At 32.7% G+C, this 21424-nt stretch carries 20 protein-coding genes; 14 read left to right on the top strand and 6 right to left on the bottom strand.

Features of this window, described 5'->3' with window-relative positions; translation table 11 throughout:
• Window positions 1–7 precede the first annotated feature (7 nt).
• From ACR9ES_RS07955 to ACR9ES_RS07935, 5 genes are all read right to left on the bottom strand, one after another.
• The gene (locus tag ACR9ES_RS07955) at window positions 8–1348 is read right to left on the bottom strand and encodes an NAD(P)/FAD-dependent oxidoreductase (protein WP_435253816.1); all 1341 of its coding nucleotides are present in this window, start codon (window positions 1346–1348) and stop codon (window positions 8–10) included.
• Between the two features lie 151 nt (window positions 1349–1499).
• The gene (locus ACR9ES_RS07950) at window positions 1500–3593 is read right to left on the bottom strand and encodes a S46 family peptidase (RefSeq protein WP_435253815.1); all 2094 of its coding nucleotides are present in this window, start codon (window positions 3591–3593) and stop codon (window positions 1500–1502) included.
• A 141-nt stretch (window positions 3594–3734) separates the two neighbouring features.
• Complete coding sequence (locus ACR9ES_RS07945; protein ID WP_435253814.1) at window positions 3735–4619, bottom strand: sterol desaturase family protein; 885 nt, start codon at window positions 4617–4619, stop codon at window positions 3735–3737.
• 140 nt (window positions 4620–4759) lie between these two features.
• Window positions 4760–5506, bottom strand: a complete 747-nt coding sequence (locus tag ACR9ES_RS07940) for a uroporphyrinogen-III synthase (protein ID WP_299002476.1) — start codon at window positions 5504–5506, stop codon at window positions 4760–4762.
• Between the two features lie 14 nt (window positions 5507–5520).
• A complete protein-coding gene (locus ACR9ES_RS07935; RefSeq protein WP_299002473.1) occupies window positions 5521–6159 on the bottom strand; it encodes a DUF4271 domain-containing protein in 639 nt (212 codons plus the stop codon).
• A 76-nt stretch (window positions 6160–6235) separates the two neighbouring features.
• Here ACR9ES_RS07935 and ACR9ES_RS07930 point away from each other — a divergent pair, with 76 nt between their 5' ends.
• The 3 genes from ACR9ES_RS07930 to ACR9ES_RS07920 are packed head-to-tail and all read left to right on the top strand — an operon-like array spanning window position 6236 to window position 8771.
• Window positions 6236–6958, top strand: coding sequence for a polyprenol monophosphomannose synthase (locus ACR9ES_RS07930; RefSeq protein ID WP_274633855.1), 723 nt, complete (start codon window positions 6236–6238; stop codon window positions 6956–6958).
• Window positions 6959–6962: 4 nt separating this feature from the next.
• The gene (locus ACR9ES_RS07925; protein ID WP_435253813.1) at window positions 6963–8300 is read left to right on the top strand and encodes a dihydroorotase; all 1338 of its coding nucleotides are present in this window, start codon (window positions 6963–6965) and stop codon (window positions 8298–8300) included.
• Window positions 8301–8771, top strand: a complete 471-nt coding sequence (locus ACR9ES_RS07920; RefSeq protein WP_435253812.1) for a DUF4296 domain-containing protein — start codon at window positions 8301–8303, stop codon at window positions 8769–8771.
• Window positions 8772–8775: 4 nt separating this feature from the next.
• On the opposite strand, the gene ACR9ES_RS07915 is transcribed toward ACR9ES_RS07920, so the two are convergent.
• The gene (locus ACR9ES_RS07915) at window positions 8776–9777 is read right to left on the bottom strand and encodes an NAD-dependent epimerase/dehydratase family protein (protein WP_435253811.1); all 1002 of its coding nucleotides are present in this window, start codon (window positions 9775–9777) and stop codon (window positions 8776–8778) included.
• Window positions 9778–9839: 62 nt separating this feature from the next.
• On the opposite strand from ACR9ES_RS07915, the gene tyrS reads away from it, so the two are divergent.
• The 11 genes from tyrS to ACR9ES_RS07860 all read left to right on the top strand — a co-directional run bounded on the left by tyrS (window position 9840) and on the right by ACR9ES_RS07860 (window position 21402).
• Complete coding sequence (tyrS, locus tag ACR9ES_RS07910) at window positions 9840–11144, top strand: tyrosine--tRNA ligase (protein ID WP_435253810.1); 1305 nt, start codon at window positions 9840–9842, stop codon at window positions 11142–11144.
• A 527-nt stretch (window positions 11145–11671) separates the two neighbouring features.
• A complete protein-coding gene (locus ACR9ES_RS07905; protein ID WP_435253809.1) occupies window positions 11672–12244 on the top strand; it encodes a fasciclin domain-containing protein in 573 nt (190 codons plus the stop codon).
• A 28-nt stretch (window positions 12245–12272) separates the two neighbouring features.
• A complete protein-coding gene (locus tag ACR9ES_RS07900; RefSeq protein WP_435253808.1) occupies window positions 12273–12791 on the top strand; it encodes a c-type cytochrome in 519 nt (172 codons plus the stop codon).
• Window positions 12792–12797: 6 nt separating this feature from the next.
• Window positions 12798–14765: a Sec-dependent nitrous-oxide reductase gene (gene nosZ / locus ACR9ES_RS07895; RefSeq protein WP_435253807.1), complete on the top strand. Its 1968-nt coding sequence runs from the start codon at window positions 12798–12800 to the stop codon at window positions 14763–14765.
• Window positions 14766–14885: 120 nt separating this feature from the next.
• Window positions 14886–15485: a hypothetical protein gene (locus tag ACR9ES_RS07890; protein ID WP_435253806.1), complete on the top strand. Its 600-nt coding sequence runs from the start codon at window positions 14886–14888 to the stop codon at window positions 15483–15485.
• Between the two features lie 148 nt (window positions 15486–15633).
• Window positions 15634–16053 (top strand): nitrous oxide reductase accessory protein NosL, encoded by a 420-nt coding sequence (locus tag ACR9ES_RS07885; protein ID WP_435253805.1) that lies wholly within the window; start codon window positions 15634–15636, stop codon window positions 16051–16053.
• A gap of 49 nt (window positions 16054–16102) precedes the next feature.
• Entirely contained in the window at window positions 16103–17308 is a 1206-nt protein-coding gene (locus tag ACR9ES_RS07880; RefSeq protein WP_435253804.1) for a nitrous oxide reductase family maturation protein NosD, read from the top strand.
• A complete protein-coding gene (locus tag ACR9ES_RS07875; protein WP_435253803.1) occupies window positions 17295–18002 on the top strand; it encodes an ABC transporter ATP-binding protein in 708 nt (235 codons plus the stop codon). Before ACR9ES_RS07880 ends, ACR9ES_RS07875 begins: the two co-directional genes overlap by 14 nt.
• Entirely contained in the window at window positions 17995–18774 is a 780-nt protein-coding gene (locus ACR9ES_RS07870; protein ID WP_435253802.1) for an ABC transporter permease, read from the top strand. Before ACR9ES_RS07875 ends, ACR9ES_RS07870 begins: the two co-directional genes overlap by 8 nt.
• Window positions 18775–18848: 74 nt before the next feature.
• Window positions 18849–19217 carry a hypothetical protein gene (locus tag ACR9ES_RS07865; RefSeq protein WP_435253801.1) on the top strand — a complete coding sequence of 123 codons (369 nt, stop codon included), beginning with the start codon at window positions 18849–18851 and terminating at the stop codon, window positions 19215–19217.
• A gap of 97 nt (window positions 19218–19314) precedes the next feature.
• Entirely contained in the window at window positions 19315–21402 is a 2088-nt protein-coding gene (locus ACR9ES_RS07860; protein WP_435253800.1) for a TonB-dependent receptor domain-containing protein, read from the top strand.
• Window positions 21403–21424: the final 22 nt, after the last annotated feature.

Raw genomic sequence — 21424 nt, 5'->3', positions numbered from 1 at the left:
ATTAGGTTTAAATGCTAAAAATGCGTTTCCAGCTTTTCTTCTTTAATTGAATAGTAGTATTATTTTCTTTGTTGAATTTTGCCACAATTTCTGGTTCATGAAGTTTATAAAATTCTGGGTCAAAGTTAGCGTCTGCCAGATGTTCTAATACATAAGTTACAGAACGTTTTTCTGTCAGAACTTTATCAAAAAAGGCATGACGCATACGTATTCCTAAGGTGTTTATTCCGATAAATTCTTGCGTGTTTTTATCGAAATTTAATCGAATACATTTTTTACTATTTTCATGCTCCCAATAAAAATGAGTTTCATTTTCTTTAGGTTGTGCCCACACCCAACCGTAGGTTTGGTATTCGATATCAATAAATTTAGCAGAGTTAAACCAATGCCCAGGTTTATATTGAGTTTTGTTACCACAAATAGTTTGTGCTACTGTTTCTCCCATCATTCTACCCGTATACCAAACGGCTTCAATAGGACGTCGCAACCCGATAGCTTCGTGTTGTTCAGCACAATCACCAATAGCATAGATATCTTTGATGTTGGTTTCTAAAAAACGATTTACTTTAACTCCTTTACCAAGTTCAATTTCTGAACCTTTTAAAAAATCGATATTTGGAGAAACTCCTGCGGTTAATCCTACAACATCACAAGTGATTTCTTCACCAGTTTCTTCAATAATTACAGATTTTACATGTCCGTTTTCATCAGCTTTAATTTCTTTAAGATTCACTCCTAAACGCAAATCAATATGGTTTTCTAAAATCTCACGACTTATCATAGTTGATTCTTCCGCAGGTAATACGTTATTCCAAAAACTCTCTTCACGAACTAAAAAAGTAACAGGAATATTCTTGCTATGAAGCATTTCGGCAAGTTCAATACCAATTAAACCACCACCAATAATTACCGCTCTTTTGCATATTTGATTATTTGGAGCATATTTTTCAAGAGCTTCTAAATCTTGTTTATGATACATTCCCATAACACCTTTTAAATCTTGACCAGGCCAGCCAAGTTTGTTAGGTTTAGATCCTGTAGCGATAATTAATGTATCATACGCTAATTTTTCACCATTACTAAATTCAATTTCTTTGGTTGGTGTATGTATTTTGGTAACATAATCTTTTTTGAGTTCGATGTTGTTTTTCTTCCAAAACCATGATTCGTAAGGTTTTGTATGCTCAAATTTCATGTGCCCCATATACACATACATTAATGCTGTTCTTGAAAAGAACTCTTCAGTTTCAGCAGAAATAATGGTGATTTTTTTGTCTGATAATTTTCTAATGTGTCTTGCAGCAGTAACACCAGAAATTCCATTACCAATTATAACAACATGCTCCATAAAAGTTGATTTTGCAGTTTAGGTCGTTGTTAAAGTTAAGAACTTAACAAAGAAAGAATATTTAAAATCGATATAAATAGTTGTTAAAATGAGAGTAGAAAAAAACCGATGAAATTTTCATCGGTTTTTTTAGTTGAGTTCTATTGAAAAATTATTTCTTTTTAGGATGTACTAATTTCATTTCATCAATTAAATGTTTTGCTCCAGCGTATTTATCAATGATAAATAAAATATAACGAGCATCCACCATGATGTTTCTACAAATTTCAGGATCGTAATTCATATCACTCATCGTACCTTCCCACACACGGTCGAAGTTTAACCCGATTAAGTTTCCATGTGCGTCGATAGCTGGACTACCAGAGTTACCACCAGTTGTGTGGTTGGTTCCTAAGAAACATACAGGTACTTTTCCATTTTTATCGGTGTACTGTCCAAAATCTTTAGCCTCGTATAAATCGATTAACTTTTGAGGTACATCAAACTCATAATCACCAGGAACGTATTTTTCGATAACACCATCTAAATAACTTACAGGATTGTAGTACACTGCATCTCTAGGAGAGTATCCACGAACTTGACCGTAAGTAACACGTAAAGTACTGTTAGCATCAGGGAAATAACGAGCTTTAGGTAATGCTTCCATCAAAGCTTTCATATATGTTTTTTGTAAAGCAGTAATAGGTTGGTTTTTTTGTTGGAACTCAGGATCAATTTTGGTGAAAAACTCTTCAATCATAGGTTTTGCATACTGGTAAGCAGCATCTTTATTTAAGTTTTTCACTACCTTTTTAGCATTTCCTTCAAATAATTGTAAAGCGTTATCTAAGTTAGTGAAGCTTGTTTTTTCGTAGATAGAAGCGTCTACATTTTTAGGATTGTATAAAGGCATTACATTGCTAAATACTCCTTTGTCTACATTGGCATCAAAGTTTTTGTGGATTCCTTTAAGTCTGTTGATGTATGAGTTTTTAGCTTCGTCAAATCTTTCAGGTTTATTTAAAGCTACTTGTTCTAATTGGTAAGCTCTAAACATCATTTGCATTAATTCGTTGTTTACTAAGAAAACTTCAATAAAGTTTCTTCTTCTAATATTAATTTCAGCAAAATCAGCATATAGTTTTTCAAACTCTGGTAGAATATTTCCGTAGTTTTTTTCTAATCCTTTTTCTTTTAGTGCTTTTTTGAAAGTAGCTTCGAAAGCTTGACGCTCAGCAATGGCATTACTCTTTTTTATACCTAAGTTTTCACCAATCCATTTTTTCCATGCATTTGCAATACGAGCTTGTTTTGATGCATATTTAATACGAACAGCATCGCTTGCTTTCATTTGTGCATCAATTTCTTTTAAAGCAGCTTCTCTAATCGCAATATTACTAGGGTTAAATTCTTGCGTAATGTGTTGAATAGCTACAGCAGGTAAGTACTCGTTAGTAGTACCAGGGAACCCGAAAACCATTGTAAAATCACCTTCTTCAACTCCATCTAAAGAAACTGGTAAAAAGTGTTTTGGCTTGTAAGGAACGTTGTCTTTGCTGTATTTAGCAGGACGGTTATTTTTATCAGCATAAATTCTGAATAACGCAAAATCTCCCGTATGACGAGGGAAGACCCAGTTATCAGTATCACTACCAAATTTTCCGATACTACTTGGTGGCGCTCCAACTAAACGAACGTCATCAAATCTTTCAGTAACAAATAAGAAGTACTGGTTTCCTTTATAAAAAGGTTTTACTTTAACACCTTGCCATGCTTCTTTTTGTACATTTTTTTGAATTTCATTGATGTTTTTATCAATTGTCGATTGCTTTTCGCGCTCGGTCATTGTATTAGTAACTCCATTTAACGCTTTAGCAGTTACATCATCAATACGAACAATAAACTCAATGTATAAGTTTTCGTTAGGCAATTCTTCTTGCTTACTCATAGCCCAAAAACCGTCTTTTAGGTAATCATTTTCTAAAGAAGAGTGCGATTGAATTTGTCCAAAACCACAGTGGTGATTGGTTAATATTAACCCTTCAGGAGAAATAACTTCACTAGTACAACCACCGTTAAAATGCCCAATGGCATCTTTTAAGCTTGAGTTGTTTACATCGTAAATGTCTTTTGCCGTTAATTTACTTCCTAAAGAAGTCATTTCTTGCTCGTTCATTCCTTCTAAAAGGGAAGGAATCCACATACCACCTTGTTGTGCGGTAACTTGAACGACAATAAATAAGAATAGAATTTTTATGTACTTCATCTGTTTATTTTTAAAGCGATAAAGATACAAATTGAGAACAAACTACTCAGAAGAAGCTTGTATAGAAGTAAGTTAAAATACGTTAAAAATTACTCTTTTTTGGAGATGAGAGTATTGTGAGTTTTTTAAATTATGAAAATGCTATTTCTTTCCTAACGGATAGATTTCTTGGTGAATAAAATCTTTAGGAAATTCTTCATCTCCATCAAATCCTAGTTCTATATCACGCCCGTTATAGGGAATGTAGTTTGTTTTAAAAATATAATCCCAAATGCTTAGTGTGATGCCAAAATTTACGCCCATTTTTCTATCTTCAGGAAGCTCTTTTGCATGATGCCAAATATGCATTCTTGGATTGTTTAGAATATATTTTAACCAGCCATAATCCCAATTAATATTGGCATGATTTAAGTGACCAATAGTAATATTAAAAAAATGAACAATAGCAACATCTTGTGCTGTAAATCCACCCATAATAGCTAACGGGATATATTTCATTGAGTTGTACACTACGGGCTCCATCCAGTGATAACGAAGGTGTGCTGCAAACCCCATTTGTTTTACTGAGTGATGTACTTTGTGGAAGTTCCATAAAAATTCATATCGATGCAGTAACGTATGCGTAAACCACTGAACAAAATCAATAATGATAAAAAATACGAAAAGTCTAACCCAATAAGGAAATGTGTTGATGTCGAATAATTGAAAATTCGCAACGGATAGTCCAACCAAACCTAAAATATCATTAAAAAACTGCTCTGCTGTATTTGACAAAGCAATAAGTACGATAAGGTTTAGTAAAAAGAAATTGAAGAACATGTAAAATGTATCTAACCAAAAATCTTTTCTAAATAAAGGCTGATTTTTACGCCAAGGAAACACGATTTCTAAGCCCCATACCACTAGAGAAATAATAATTAATCCGTAAAAATAATTTTCCCAGTTCAACTCCATTAGCACTGATTGTTTGATGTAGTTCCAGTAACCAGTATATGAGTTTTTTATGATGTCTAGGTACTTGTCCATGTGTTTTTCGGGTAAAAATATTTCGTAAAATTAATGAAATAAATATGCTTGAAATGTTACCTAGGTTACAATGATTTGTTAAAACAAAAGAGACTGCCTTTGTAGACAGTCTCTTGGTTGTATGTAAAAAATTAATTTACTTACTTTTTGTTAGCCTCTTTAATGTATTTTTCTAAAGCCATCGTCATTGAAGGAGTTTCAGGTGTTGGTGCAGCGATATCTACACGTAAACCTCTATCTTCAACAGCTTGAATAGTTGAATTACCAAATACAGCGATTCTAGTGTCGTTTTGTTTGAAATCAGGGAAGTTTTCAAATAAGCTATCAATTCCTGATGGACTAAAGAACACTAAAATATCATAAAAAACGTCCTCTAAGTCAGATAAATCACTAACTACTGTACGATATAAGTCAGCACGCTTCCAGTCAACACCTAACTTATTTAACTCTTCTGGAATTAAATCTTTCAATTTGTCAGAAGAAGGCAATAAGAACTTTTCGTCTTTATGCTTTTTAATTAATTTAGTTAATTCAGGAAACGTTCTGTTTCCAACATAAATTTTACGTTTTCTGTAAACTACATACTTTTGTAAGTAGTAAGCCACTGCTTCTGATTGACAAAAATACTTCATGTCATCAGGCACTGTAAAACGCATTTCTTCTGCAATTCTAAAAAAGTGATCAACAGCATTTCTACTAGTTAAAATAATTGCAGTGTAGTTTTTTAAATCTACTTTTTGAGCTCTTACCTCCTTTACAGGGATTCCTTCGACATGTATAAATGAGCGAAAGTCAACTTTTACTTTTTGTTTTTCGGCTAAGTCGAAATACGGTGAAGTTTCTGTCTTTGGTTTTGGTTGAGAGACTAAAATAGTTTTCACTTTCATAAACATTCTCTTTATTACGTAGTTGTTGTTTTATAAAGAATTAATAGCGGTGCTATTTCAAGGGTGCAAAAGTACAAAATAAAATAGAACAACTTACTAAGCACAAGCTTTTTATTATTGTTTAATATTAAAAAAGCCCTAATAATAAGCAATGCACAGAATGAGGAAATTAAGAATAGTTTATTAGGAAATGTATATTGATACACTATGATAAAAGGAAGTAGCCATATACAAAGTACATACAAATAGCCTGATTTTGTGTATAAAAAATAGGTAATTATAGGTGTTAACCCTAAAATATTAGCAATTGCATGGTCTAAAAATACTCGTATTGCAAGGTATGTTGTAACAAAGAAAAAGAGTCCAAGAAAAGCTAAAAAACCTTGAGGGTATAATTCTGCAAGTACAGCTTGGAATAAAAATAAGGAAATTACAATCGTAGAAAAGAAAAATAAAAACAACCTAAAAGGCGTGAAAAAAGAATCTCCTTCTTCAATTCTTTTATGAAAAAAACCAGGAGAGATAAAAGCAACAACGTAACCATATAATTGCGTAGGTTTAAGTAGTTTCATCAAGGCTAGCAATATAATTGCTGTAACAATAACCAAGGTTATCCAACTACTATCATTAATAATTCGCTCTATTGCTTGCAATTGTTTTTATACTTTTAATTAACACAAAATTAGTAATAAATTAGTGTATCTTTGCCTTGATTTATATGAAAATTACATGAAGTCAGACGCCTTAGTCATAATCCCTACCTATAACGAAAAAGAAAACATCGAAGCTATTATTCGAGCAACTTTTAGTCAAGAAAAGGCATTTCATGTATTAGTGGTCGATGATAACTCACCTGATGGAACTGCTGAAATCGTAGAAAATCTACAACAAGAGTTCCCTAGTCAGCTTTTTATTGAAAAGAGAAAAGGAAAAAATGGTTTAGGTACTGCCTACATTCATGGATTCAAATGGGCCATTGCCAAGAAGTATGACTACATTATTGAAATGGATGCCGATTTTTCACACAACCCCAACGATTTAATTCGATTGTATAACGAATGTGCTATTGAAGGAGCCGATGTAGCAATAGGATCAAGATATTCAGTAGGGGTAAATGTAGTAAACTGGCCTATGAGTAGAGTGTTGCTATCATATTTTGCATCAAAGTATGTACGATTGATTACACGAATGCCAATTCATGATACCACCGCTGGTTTTGTATGCTATAAAAGAAAAGTGTTAGAAACGATTAAGTTAGATAAAGTGAAATTTGTAGGCTATGCATTTCAGATTGAAATGAAATACAAAGCTTGGAAACATCAATTTAATATAAAAGAAGTTTCGGTTATTTTCACAGACAGAGTATTAGGAAAATCGAAACTTAGCAAAGGAATTATCAAAGAAGCTGTTTTTGGCGTGATAAAAATGAGAATTAACGGATTACCAAAATAACAACATGCAATCAATTTTAATTAAAAATGCACAAATCGTTAATGAAAACAAGGTTTTTAAAGGCGATGTTTTATTAGAAGGAGAATTTATTAAAAAGATAGATGAAACCATTGTACCTGCTGATGATATGCAGGTAATTGATGCTGCTGGTAAATACTTAATTCCAGGAATGATTGATGATCAGGTACATTTTCGTGAGCCTGGATTAACACATAAAGCGAACATTGCAACAGAAAGTAAGGCAGCTATAGCTGGAGGTATCACTTCTTTTATTGAAATGCCAAATACGGTACCGCAAGCAACAACTCAAGAATTGTTAGCAGATAAGTTTGACATTGCTAGTAAAACATCCTATGCTAACTATTCTTTTATGTTCGGAGGAACAAATGATAATTTAGAAGAATTGTTAAAAACGAATCCGAAAGATGTTGCTGGAATCAAACTATTCTTAGGATCATCAACAGGAAATATGTTGGTAGATAATGAAGAAGTATTAGAAAAAATATTTTCTTCAACAGATATGTTAATTTCAGTTCATTGTGAAGATGAAGCAACCATTAGAAAAAATACAGAAGAGTATCAAGCAAAATATGGAGATGATATTCCGGTAAAATATCATCCGATAATTCGTAGTGAAGAGGCATGTTATTTATCATCATCAAAAGCAATTGAATTAGCTAAGAAAACAGGAGCTCGCCTACATATTTTCCATTTATCTACGGAAAAAGAAACGCATTTATTCAGAAATGATATTCCGTTAGAAGAAAAGCAAATAACTGCTGAAGTTTGTGTGCACCATTTGTGGTTTACCGATGCTGATTACGATAAAAAAGGAACACTTATCAAGTGGAATCCAGCTGTGAAAACGCAAAAAGATAAAGACGGATTATGGAAAGCCTTGTTAGACGATAGAATTGATATCATTGCAACCGACCATGCACCTCATACGATAGAGGAAAAAGATAACGTATATACCAAAGCACCAAGTGGTGGTCCGTTAGTGCAACATGCGGTTATAGCTGTTTTAGAAAAAGTGAAAGAAGGAGTGCTGCCAATTGAAAAAGCGGTAGAAAAAATGAGCCATAATCCAGCAAAAATCTTCAAAATTGAAAAAAGAGGATTTATCAAAGAAGGGTTTTATGCTGATTTAGTGTTAGTTGATGCTGATAAAAAATGGACAGTAGATAAAGAAAACGTATTGTATAAATGTGGATGGTCTCCGTTTGAGGGAGTTGAATTTTCAAACCAAATAACCCATACATTTGTAAACGGAAACTTAATGTATAACGAAGGAATGTTTAACGAAGAAATTAAAGGAAAACGATTACTATTTAATAGATAGATGAGAAAAGCAGCTTATATACTTATCGGTATACTTTTAGTTTCGTGTACCAGTAATACGATTTATAAAAAGCCAGAAAATCTGATTTCGAAAGATTCAATGGTTTTGTTGTTAACTGATATGTATATAGCTTCTTCCGCTAAAAATCAAAAAAATAAGTTTTTAGAACGAGAAGATAATTACATGTTTTTGGTGTATGAAAAATATAAAATAGACACAACTCGTTTTGATATTAGCAATGTTTATTACACCTCACAAGTTGATGAATATACAGAAATCTTAAAAAAGGTAAAACGTAATATAGACTCTTTAGCTACATTCTATAAAGAAAAGAAAAAAGAGCAAGACTCTATAAAAGGAAAAGACAAAATACTAAAAGATTCTGTTTTAAATGACAAGCGAGTGTTCAAAGAAGTTCCTGAAGAGTTATTAATAGAAAGAGATTACAAAGAACTAGAGAAAGTAAAATAAGAATCTATTTTCTAAAGTCTTTACAAGTTTCTGAAATCACTTCATTAATTGATTCAAATTCAAAATCAAGTTGTTCAATAATCTTTTTTGAAGTATAAAACGAGGTGTTATGGGCAGATTTAGCTGAGTTTTTGGTCAATAAAGGCTCTTTTCCTGTAAGTTTTGTTATAAGCCAATCAATTCTCCAAAAAATAGCAGTTGCTAATTTCCCTACTTTTTTAGAGGGTCTTTTTTTCTGTAACCCATCAGCAATAGCATTAAATACTTCTTGAAACGATTTATTTTCTGAAACTAGAATATAACGTTCGTTTTTTATGTCAGAATTCATCAGGTTTATCATTGCTTTTACCACATCTTTTACGCTAACAAAACCAGTTTTACCTTCGGTATAAAAGTTAAAGCCATTATGTACTTGGGTAAACATTTTTCCTGACCCTTCGTTCCAAAAACCACTACCTAAAATAACACCAGGGTTCACGATTACGACCTCTAAACCTTCTTGACTTCCTCTCCACACTTCCATTTCGGCGCCGTATTTAGTAATTGCATATCCGTGATTTTCATCAGCATCAGACCATTCGTTTTCTTCATTAATTGGTTTTCCGTTAATAGAATTCCCCACAGCAGCGATAGAACTTACAAAACAGAATTTTTTAACGCCAGCATCAATAGCAAAATTGATAAGGTTTGCAGTTCCTTCAATATTCACTTGGCGCATTTTTCTGTAATCTTTCGGGTTGAAAGAAACTAAGGCAGCACAGTGATAAACTTCGGTTACATTATTAAAAACAGGTTCTAAAGAAGGGGTTTCGGTAATGTCAGCTTTAACCCATTCAATTTTTGAAAAGTACTGCTGTACATCATCCGTATAAAAAGAAAAGATTTTTTTAACGTGATCACGCTTTTCTTCTGTTCTAAAAATAGCTCGAATTGTATCGTTTTTTTGGCTTAAATAATATAATAAATGTGAGCCTACTAAACCTGTTCCTCCTGTAACTAAAATCATACAGCGAATTTAGTTTATTTTGGTTGATAAACTTATCTTTGCTTCTTTAAAAATAGAATAAAATGACCAAGAATTTAGTAGAAGAATTACAATGGCGTGGAATGATTCACGACATTATGCCAGGAACCGAAGAACAACTTCAAAAGGAAATGACCTCGGTTTATATTGGTTTTGATCCAACTGCAGATTCGTTACACATTGGTAGTTTAGTTCCAATTATTTTATTAGTTCACATTGAAAAAGCAGGGCATCAGCCAGTAGCTTTAGTAGGAGGTGCAACTGGTATGATCGGTGATCCAACAGGAAAATCTGATGAGCGTAATTTATTAAATGAAGAAGCTTTAGCAAAAAACGTTGAAGGTTTAAAAAGAACCTTAGGTCGCTTTTTAAATTTTGATAACGGAGCTAAAAACACTCCTTTATTGGTAAACAATTACGATTGGATGAAAGATTTTTCATTTATCGAATTTGTACGTGATGTTGGAAAGAGAATCACTGTAAACTACATGATGGCAAAAGATTCTGTAAAAAAGCGTATTACAGGAGAAGCAGGTAACGGAATGAGTTTTACAGAGTTTACCTATCAACTAATTCAAGGGTACGATTTCTATCATTTATATAAAACCTTAAACTGTAAATTACAAATGGGAGGTTCTGACCAATGGGGTAATATTACCACAGGTACAGAATTAGTTCGTAGAATGACTCCTGGTGAAGAAGCAAAAGCATTTGCAGCTACGTGCCCATTAATTACAAAAGCTGACGGTTCTAAATTTGGAAAGTCTGAAGGAGGAAATGTTTGGTTAGATGCAGATAAAACGTCAGTTTACAAGTTTTACCAATTTTGGCTAAATACTTCGGATGAAGATGCTGAAAAGTATATTAAAATATTTACGTTTTTAGATAAAGAAACTATTGATACTTTAATTGCTGAACATAAAGAAGCACCACATCAAAGAGCATTACAAAAGAAGTTAGCTGAAGAAGTAACAATTTTTGTACACTCTAAAGAAGAATTAGATAAAGCGATTGCTGCTTCAAGCATTTTATTTGGAAAGTCAACAGCTGAAGATTTAAAGAATTTAGATGAACAAACATTTTTAGATGTGTTTGATGGAGTACCACAAGCTAAGGTAACGTCTGAAGACATAGCTGGAGGATTAGACATGATTGCAGCTTTAGCCGCTAAAACAGGATTCTTAAAATCAAACGGAGATGCGCGAAGAGCTTTAAAAGAGAATTCAATATCAGTAAATAAAGAAAAAGTAAGTGAAGATTTTGTAATCACTTCAAAAGATCTTATAGCTGATAAATACGTGTTATTACAAAGAGGTAAGAAAAACTACTTTTTATTAAAGGTAGCATAAAAAGCCTTTTTAAATAAAATTAAAAGCCCTTAAAAGAAATTTCTTTTAAGGGCTTTTTGTTTGTGATATATAAACAAACAGGGGGAAATCGTTATTAATTTATGATACTGCTTTTAAGTCAAATGTTAAAGGGCATCTTTTACAATTAATACCTTTCTTTTGATATTTGTTACAGCATTTACTTTTAGGTTTAATACAGTTACTTGTGCATGAAGAACTACAAATAGTAGTTTTCTGTAATGTTTTAACAGAGGTTGTAGAGGTAACTTTCTTGGTTTCAGTATAAAAAACAATCATTATCTTTTCGTAAAATCCGTGCAAATATAAGTCTTTTATTTAGAATAAATAAAGATTAATAAATAAAAACTTAATTAAAGTTCTCATTGCCTATTATTTATATGAGGTGTTTTTTTTAAGAATAACAATTATTTTTAAAAAAGACAATTTTATCTTTTAAACATGATAATTGTCATTTTTTAGAAAGGCAGATAGCAATAATTTTGGGCAGGTAACAAATAGTAATCACAATGAAAGCATTTAAAATAATTTATTTAGTTGCATTGTTATTGTTTTTTTCTTGTAAGAAGTTGAATAGCAATTCAAATAATGTCAATACGACTTCAATAGAAAAAAAAGAAGTAGTAAAGCCTCAAGGGCAAGCATCTTTTGAAGACGAGGTTTCTGATCCTAATGCATTACAGAAAGCAAAAAGCATAGCAGATTTTTCAACACTAGTAACAGCTATTGAGGCTGCAGGAGTACAAGATGTAATTGTAAATGCTGGTCCGTTAACCATTTTTGCCCCGTTAAACACAGCATTTGAAAAGTTGCCAGCAAATACAGTAGAAGATTTACTAAAGCCAGAAAATAAATCAAAATTAGCTTTTGTTTTAAAAAATCATGTTGCCCCAGCAAATTTTCCTTTGGAACAGTTAAAGAAAGAAGCTAAAAAAGGGAGAAAATTATATATGGCATCTGGAAATTACATGCAGGTAGAAAATAAGGAAGAAAAAATATATGTAAACGGGGTAGAAATTATTCAAACTGTAAAAGTAAGTAATGGATGGATACATGTTATCGATCAAGTTTTAGTGCCATAAATAACAATAAATCATAAATCAATTAAAAATGAAACACACACATAAACTATTAATACTAATGTTCTCTTTTGTATTGTTTTCATGCGGAAACGATAAAAAGAATAACGAAGTAGATTACTCATCTAAAAAAGCACCTGCAAAAAAAGAGGTACAAAAAGAAAAACCTAAAGAGGCCCCTGCTGTAAAAAAAGAAGCTATGGCTAATGTAGATTTATCTAATAAAGGAATAGGGCCAGTAAAGTCGCTAGATATATCTGGTGCGATTGACCAAAAATTAGCGGATGAAGGTAAAGAGCTATTTAAAAACAAATGTTCGGCATGTCACAGAACAAATAGAAAGTTTATAGGACCAAATCCAACGGGAGTGTTTGATAGAAGATCACCAGAATGGGTAATGAACATGATTATTAATCCAGAAGAAATGCTTAAAAAAGATCCAATAGCAAAAGCATTATTAATAGAGTATAACGGCTCGCCAATGGCAAATCAAAACGTTAGTGAAAAAGAAGCCAGAGCAATCGTAGAATATTTTAGAACTTTAAAATAATTAGTAATGAAAAACATTATAAAGAGTACCTTATTGTTAGTTGCAACTTCCCTATTTTTTATAGGCTGTGGCAATAACGGAGGTAAAGAGCAGAAAAAAGGAGGGGCATTGGAGAATAATGTTGCCGAAAAAGTATATGTGGCTCCAGGAGAACACGATTCACATTACGCCTTTATCTCTGGAGGATACAGTGGAAACTTAACCGTTTACGGTTTACCATCGGGTAGAATGTTTAAAGAAATTCCTGTGTTTTCGCAATTCCCAACCTCTGGATATGGATATTCAGAAGAAACAAAACCCATGTTGAATACATCACACGGATTTATACCATGGGGAGATTCTCATCACCCAGATATTTCTCAAACCAATGGGGAAATTGATGGACGATTTATTTTTATTAATGAAAATAACACACCAAGAATCGCAAAGATTGATTTAAGAACTTTTGAAACCACAGAGATTATTGAGGTGCCAAATAGTGCAGGTAACCACAGTTCGTCTTTTGTAACAGAAAATACAGAGTATGTAGTAGCTGGTACACGTTTTTCAGTTCCAGTTCCGCAACGCGATATGCCAATTAAAGATTATAAAGGAAACTTTCAAGGAGCCCTATCGTTTATTAGTGTAGAGCCAGAGCATGGGCATATGGATATTAAATTTCAAATTTTAATGCCAGGTTTTAATTATGATTTATCGCACCCTGGACGTGGAGCGTCTCATGGTTGGTTCTTCTTCTCTACATATAATACAGAAGAGGCTAGTACATTATTAGAAGTAAATGCCTCACAAAATGATAAAGATTTTATTGCAGCTGTTAATTGGAAAAAAATTGAAGAGTATGTAAATAATGGTGGCGGTACAATGATGCCAGCAGAATATGCACATAACGTTTATGATGAGGTAACACATACTGCAACTTCTACAATGAAAAAAGAAGTTAGAGTTGTTAATCCATCTGAAGTTCCAGGAGCAGTGTATTTATTGCCTACTCCAAAGTCACCTCATGGTTGTGATGTTGATCCTACTGGTGAATATATTATTGGTAATGGTAAATTATCTGCGAATTTAACAGTGCATTCATTTACAAAAATGTTAGATGCTATCGAGAACAAAAAGTTTGCTGGTGATGCTTATGGAATTCCAATTTTAAATTTTGAAGACGTTTTAGCTGGTTCTGTTGAGCAGCCTGGATTAGGTCCTTTACACACAGAGTTTGATGATAAAGGTAATGCTTACACGACGTTCTTTATTTCTTCAGAAGTTGTAAAATGGAAATTAGGCACTTGGGAAGTGTTAGACAGAAAGCCAACATATTATTCTGTAGGGCATTTAACTATTCCAGGAGGTAACTCCAGAAAACCGCAAGGTAAATATATGTTTGCCATGAATAAGATTACAAAAGACCGTTATTTGCCAACTGGCCCAGAATTAGAGCACAGTGCACAGTTGTATGATATTTCTGGAGATAAGATGGAACTATTATTAGATTTTCCAACCCATGGAGAGCCACATTATGCTGCAGCTATGGAAGCAGATTTAATTAAGAAGCGTTCTAGAAAAATATATAAACTGGAAGAGAATAACCATCCTTATGCAGCAAAATCTGACGCAGATGTTAAAGTGGTACGAAAAGGTAACGAAGTGCATATTTATATGACAACCATTAGAAGCCACTTCTCTCCAGATAATATTGAAGGGATAAAAGTAGGCGATAAAGTATATTTCCACATAACCAATTTAGAACAGGATTTTGATGTGCCTCATGGATTTGCAGTAATCGGGCAAAACACATCTGAATTATTAATTATGCCAGGACAAACTAAAACGTCGGTTTGGGAGCCTACAAAAGTAGGAGTTTGGCCATTTTATTGTACCGATTTCTGTTCAGCTTTACACCAAGAAATGCAAGGATATATTAGAGTATCTCCTAAAGATTCTCCTATAAAATTAAGTTGGTCTTTAGACGGTGAATAGAAACAAATAGAAATAAAGGGTTAGTTTTTTAGATTGAAAAGCTGTTTGAATAAACTTATCATATAACCTTTCAAGCAGCTTTTTTTACTTCAAAAGCCTAGAATCTTAAAAAATAAAATTATGATAAAGCATAAAATATTAATGATTTTTGGTTCTTTATTACTGTTGCTGCTTTTTATATTTCCGTTGTGGAACATAACTCTAGAAGCTCCTCAATACCCCACCCCACTAGGAATGGATATATACATAGGTAAGTTTGCAGATATGCACCCACATGATATAAAAAATATCAATTTAATGAACCATTATGTAGGAATGAAGTTCATTCCTGAAACCATCCCAGAATTTAAAATCTTTCCGCCAGTAATTATTGTCATGGTAATTTTAGGAGTTTTTATAGGCTTAAAAGCCAATTACAAATGGTATTTAAGATGGCTTGTTTTAATGACCTTGCTAGGAATTGCTGGAATGTATGATTTTTATTTGTGGGAATACAACTACGGACATGATTTAGACCCCAAAGCAATTATGAAATTTACCAACCCTGATGGAAGTATTATGGGATTCCAACCTCCATTATTTGGAACTAAGGATATTTTGAATTTTAGAGCACATTCGTACCCAAGGTTGGGAGCTTATGGTATGTTCTTAGGAATGTTGTTAACTTTTATTGCCTATCTTTTGGGTAAAAAAGCAACCAAAAAAGTAAAATCTAATTAAATAAAACATTCATAATTAAAATAATCGTTACATTGTAGTTTAATCATTAAAAAACCTCACAGGTTTTGTACTTCGGCTATGCTCAGCAACCAACCTGTGAGGTTTTAAAAAGCTGAAAAACAAAACAGTTAACTTAAGTTTATTTCGAATGAAAAAACAAACAGTATTTTTTTACATAGGTATAATGCTATTTCTAGTTTCATGCAAAATAGCCCCCAAAGCAATTCAGTATGGTACAGATGTATGTCATTCTTGTCAAATGACGATTGTAGAAAAAACACATGCCGCAGAAATTGTAACCAAAAAAGGTAGAGCATACAAGTACGACGCTATTGAATGCATGTTACAAGATTTAGATAAAAGAGATATAAATACTGTTGAACTCTTCTTAGTTACCGATTACTTAAAGCCTACTGTGTTGATAAATGCAAAAGAAGCTACCTTTTTAATAAGCAAAGAAATAAAAAGCCCTATGGGAGCCAACTTATCGGCTTTTGCTAACAAAGAAGCAATTACAGCATCTGGAGAGCAATTTAATTGGGAAGAAATCAATCACCATATAAATTGATTAAAATTTAGCAAACACAATCCACTTTTTAGGCTTAAGCCACTTATTTATGAGATTACTTCCATTTTTTTTATTGATGTTAGTCAGTAGCGCATTTTGCCAGCAAACCATTCAAAAAATGGTTGATGCTGCGCAAAAACACGATACAATTTTTGTGCAAGAAGGTGTATATCAAGAGTACGATATAACGGTAACAAAACCGATAACGATTGTAGGAAAAGGAAACGTAGTAATAGATGCAGCTGAGAAAGGATATGTGTTTAAAATTTCAACTGATTCTGTAGCTTTAAAAAATATCACAGCTAAAAACGTAGGAAGAAGTTACACAAAAGATTTTGCAGCAATTTATGTGTCAAAAAGCAATGATTTAACCATTGAAGAAGTAACGTTAGAAAATGTGTTCTTTGGCTTATTGATTGAAAAAAGTAAAAACATCAAAATAAAAAACAATCGCATTTCAAGTAAAGCAACTACCGAAGCAGGCGCAGGAAACGGGGTGCATCTTTGGCATTGTTCTGAAGCAGAAATTGAAGGAAATGAGGTGCATAATTTACGCGACGGAATTTACTTTGAGTTTGTAAAAAACAGCGTGGTAAAAAACAACCATAGCCATAATAACTTGCGTTATGGTTTACACTTTATGTTTTCAAACAATAACGAGTATTTTCACAATACGTTTAATAATAACGGAGCGGGGGTAGCGGTAATGTTTTCAAAATTTATAAAAATGACCCGCAACAAGTTTTTGAAAAACTGGGGAACTGCTTCCTATGGTTTGTTGTTGAAAGAAATTTACGATGCCGAAATTGTTCAGAATGAGTTTTCAGAAAATACCGTAGCAATAAATCTTGAAGGTGCTACACGCATAAATTACACCAACAACACTTTTAGTAATAATGGTTGGGCGTTAAAAGTAGCGGGGGCATGTTATAAAAATATTTTCACAAACAATAATTTTTTAAACAACTCATTCGATGTTTCGTATAACAGTAAGTTAAACGATAATAGTTTTAAAGGAAATTATTGGAGTTCGTATACTGGGTACGATTTAGATAAAAATGGCGTAGGCGATGTACCGTATCGCCCTGTAAAACTGTTTTCATACATCGTAAATCAAACCCCAGAAACCATTGTGTTATTACGAAGTTTGTTTGTAGATATTATTAATTTTTCAGAAAAAGTAACTCCAGTTTTTACCCCTAAAAACTTGGTAGATGAAGCGCCCTTAATGCAGCAATATTATGATAGAAATTAGCAATGTATATAAAAAGTTTGGCAAAGTTCAGGTATTGAATAAGCTTGATTTAACCATCAATACCCACGGAATTTTCGCCATTTTAGGTCCGAATGGTTCTGGTAAAACTACCTTGATAAAAAGTATTTTGGGAATGGTTTTGTTAGATAAAGGAGAAATAAAGATCAACGGAAAATCGGTTTTACGCAAGTTTGAATATAAAAAAGAGATTAGTTATTTACCGCAAATTGCAAATTTTCCGAACAACAATACAGTAAGTGAATTAATAAAACTAATTAAAAACTTACGTCCCAAGCAAACTAGAGAACAAGAACTCATCGAAAAATTTGGATTAACACCTTTTTTAGATAAAAAACTAGGCAATTTATCAGGCGGAACTAAGCAAAAAGTAAACATTGTATTAACCTTTATGTTTGATAACGATCTGTTTATTTTAGATGAACCTACTACGGGGTTAGATCCAGTTTCACTCATCACCCTAAAAAAATTGATTCAAGAAGAAAAGCAGCGAGGAAAAACAATTTTAATAACCTCGCACATTATGAGTTTTGTTGAAGAAATGGCAGATGAAATTGTGTTTTTATTAGACGGAGAAATTTATTTTAAAGGCACTAAAGAAGAACTGTATAACAAAACCCACAAACAAGATTTAGAACAAGCCATTGCTAACCTACTAATAAAGAATCATGATTAAAATTATAACTTACTGTTTTTTCGATTTGGTACGAAGTAGATGGAGCTATGTGTACTTCAGTTTTTATTTGTTACTAAGTTCAGCTTTACTGTTTTTAAACAACGATACCTCAAAAGCAGTAATTTCGCTAATGAATATTATTACTGTATTAACTCCGTTAATAGGAACCATTTTCGGAGTGATGTATTACTACAATTCAAGAGAGTTTATAGAGTTGCTCTTGTCGCAACCCATTAAAAGGTCACATATTTTTATAGGTCAATATTTAGGAGTGGCAATTTCGCTGAGTTTGAGTTTGGTTTTAGGCTTAGGAATTCCGTTTTTATTATACGGAGTGCTACAAGGCGACACGTCTAATTTTTTAATGCTATTAACAGTAGGAAGCTTTTTAACCTTCATATTTGTAGCCTTGGCATACAACATCGCGTTAGCACACGAAAACAAAATCAAAGGTTTTGGGTATGCAATTTTAGTGTGGTTATTAATGGCGGTAATTTATGATGGTATATTTTTAATTTCATTGGTGGTTTTTCAAGAATATCCGTTAGATAATGCTTCGCTTATAGCTACTGCGTTTAACCCAATAGATTTATCAAGAATTCTCATACTATTAAAATTAGACATTTCAGCATTGTTAGGATATACAGGAGCGGTTTTTAAAAATTTCTTCGGAACCTCACTAGGATTCATAACCTCGTTATTTGTATTGTTTTTATGGGTAATAATTCCGGTATTTTTTATTTACAGAAAAGCACAACGAAAAGATTTTTAGTGTGTATAAAAGACAGTTTTTTATAAGAAAATAATAGCAGAAGTAGTAAATTTGCAACCACAAAAACCCTTTTTTTGAAACAACAAATAGGCATATATACCTTAGTGTTCTTGTACATGATAGCCATGTTACGACCTATAGCTCCTTTTGTTGAGTATGCAGTAAACTATGATTATATATCAAAAGTATTGTGTATTAACAAAGACAAACCAGAGTTGAAGTGTAACGGTAAATGTCAGTTGATGAAAGAGCTCGACAAACAACAAGACGACGATTTTAAATCGTTGCGAATTTCGATGGAAGAATATCCTATCGGATTTGTTTCTATTTTGAATGTTGAGGTAGAAGAAAAGCTATTTGTAAAAGAAAAAGAACCATTTTCTTACAAGAAAAACTATCACTTTTCATTTAATCAGGAAGTATTTCATCCACCCACAGTTTAATTTTTCATACAGTTTTTTTACATCGTAAACAATTCAAAAAAGTATTTGAATTGATAGGTGTTGCTATACAATTATGTAAAAATTAAATTCAATTTTAATGAAAAATTTAGGATGGATGCTACTTAGCATCTGCACAATAGCAGTGTCTGCTCAAGAACAAAAAAAAGACACAGTTAAACAACAAACTATACAATTAAATGAAGTAATCGTTAACGGAAAAATAAAAACAAATCCTGTTCATGCTACCGTTAAAAATGATTATCAAAAAAAGGTAATTCAACCTAAAAATGTAGCAGATTTATTTTCTGAAATCAACGGGTTTTCGGTGATAAAAAGAGGAAACTATGCAATGGATCCAACATTTAGAGGAGCTGCCTACGAGCAGTTAAATGTGATGTACGATGGAGGTACAAAAGCAGTAAATGCTTGTCCGAACAGAATGGATCCGATTACTACACACATTATTCCAGAAGAAATTTCAAAAATTGAAATCATCAAAGGGCCTTTCACAGTACGATATGGAGCAACTTTTGGAGGTATCGTAAATATGGTGACAGAAAATCATAACATGTTAGAAAATGGATTCCACGGAAAATTTTCATCAGGATATGAAACCAATGGAAATTCATTTGTAAACATGTTACAATTACAACATGTTACCAATAAGTTTGATGTGGTAGGAAATGTAGGCTACCGAAACTTTGGAGATTATAAAGACGGAAGTGCTACTGAGATTCCATCATCATTCACCAGTACCGATTATGGAGTTAAATTAGGGTATAACCTTACTGAACATCAACGTTTGCAGGCACATTGGCGTCAATCGTTTGGTAGAGACATAAAACATGCTGCTTTACCAATGGATACCGATTATGACAACAGTACAATTGTATCGCTAGATTATAAAGCAATAAATATAGGTAGTACCTTAAAAACAATTACTACCAAAGGTTTTTACAGCTATGTAGATCATTTAATGACGAATACAAATCGTCCGAATTATCACATGGTTTTTGCTTCATCACCAGTAAAATCAACAACCATAGGAGGTAAGATAGAGTTTGAGTTAGACTTGCATAAAAACCTTGATTTGTTTGTGGGAAGTGATGTTAACCATATACAAAGAGAAGGAAATCGCACACGTACTATTAAAATGATGAATGGTATGATGCTACCAACACCTATGGTTAAAGTGGATAAGATTTGGCAAGATGCTTATATTAATGATTTCGGAGTGTTTTCTGAAGCAAAATTTAACCTGGCACCTAAAACTATATTAACTACAGGTGTTCGAGTAGATTTAGTAAGTGCTAACGCCAAAGATTTAGAAGCAGATTTTGCGGCAAGATATCCAGAAGTGAAAACAAACGAAACTAACGTAAGCGGTAACATTTCGGTAAAGCACGCATTTTCTAAAAAAGCAATTTTAGAAGCTGCATTTGGTAGAGGAGTACGTACTGCAAATATGGCTGAGCGTTATATCAATCATTTTACGATTGGTTCAGATTCGTACGAATATTTAGGAAACCCGATGTTGCGACCAGAAGTAAATAACCAATTTGAGTTAGGATTAAAAGGAAAGCTAGGATTGAATAACAACTTGCAATTACATTATCAAACATCGGCGTTCTACTCAATTTTTGATGATTATATTTCAGCAGTGGTCGATCCAACCATTCCAAGGAAATTTATGCCAAATCAAAAACCAGAATTTACAAAAGTGTTTACCAATATTGAAGATGCTAGAAAAATTGGATTTGAAGTAGCTGCAAAGTTGCAAATGTTTAATGACTATTATTTTCAAACAGAAGTAGCTTATGTAAAAACAGAAAACAAAGATTTTGATGAGTCGTTGCCGTTGAATCCGCCTTTCACTTCAAAAATTTCTATGGGAGTAGACAAAGAAAAGTATTGGGCAAAAGCACAGTATAACGTAGTGTCAACTCAAAAAGATATAGCTCCTTCTTTTGGTGAAACTGAAACAGAAGGTTACCAAACTTTTGATATAAAATTAGGGGTAAAACCGTTTAAAAATTTTACGTTAGGGGTAGCTTGTTTAAATGTGTTTGATGAGAATTATATCAACCACTTAAACTTTTCATATAAAAACCAAGCAGATTTGCCAATGGTAAGAATTCATGAGCCAGGAAGAAACTTTACGGCATTCTTACAGTATAAATTTTAATTTTCGAGTAAGGTTACTTAAA

The sequence above is a fragment of the Tenacibaculum sp. A30 genome, assembly GCF_051200845.1.
In the GTDB taxonomy this organism is placed as follows: Bacteria; Bacteroidota; Bacteroidia; order Flavobacteriales; family Flavobacteriaceae; genus Polaribacter.
This window is presented reverse-complemented; position numbering and strand designations above follow the sequence as displayed.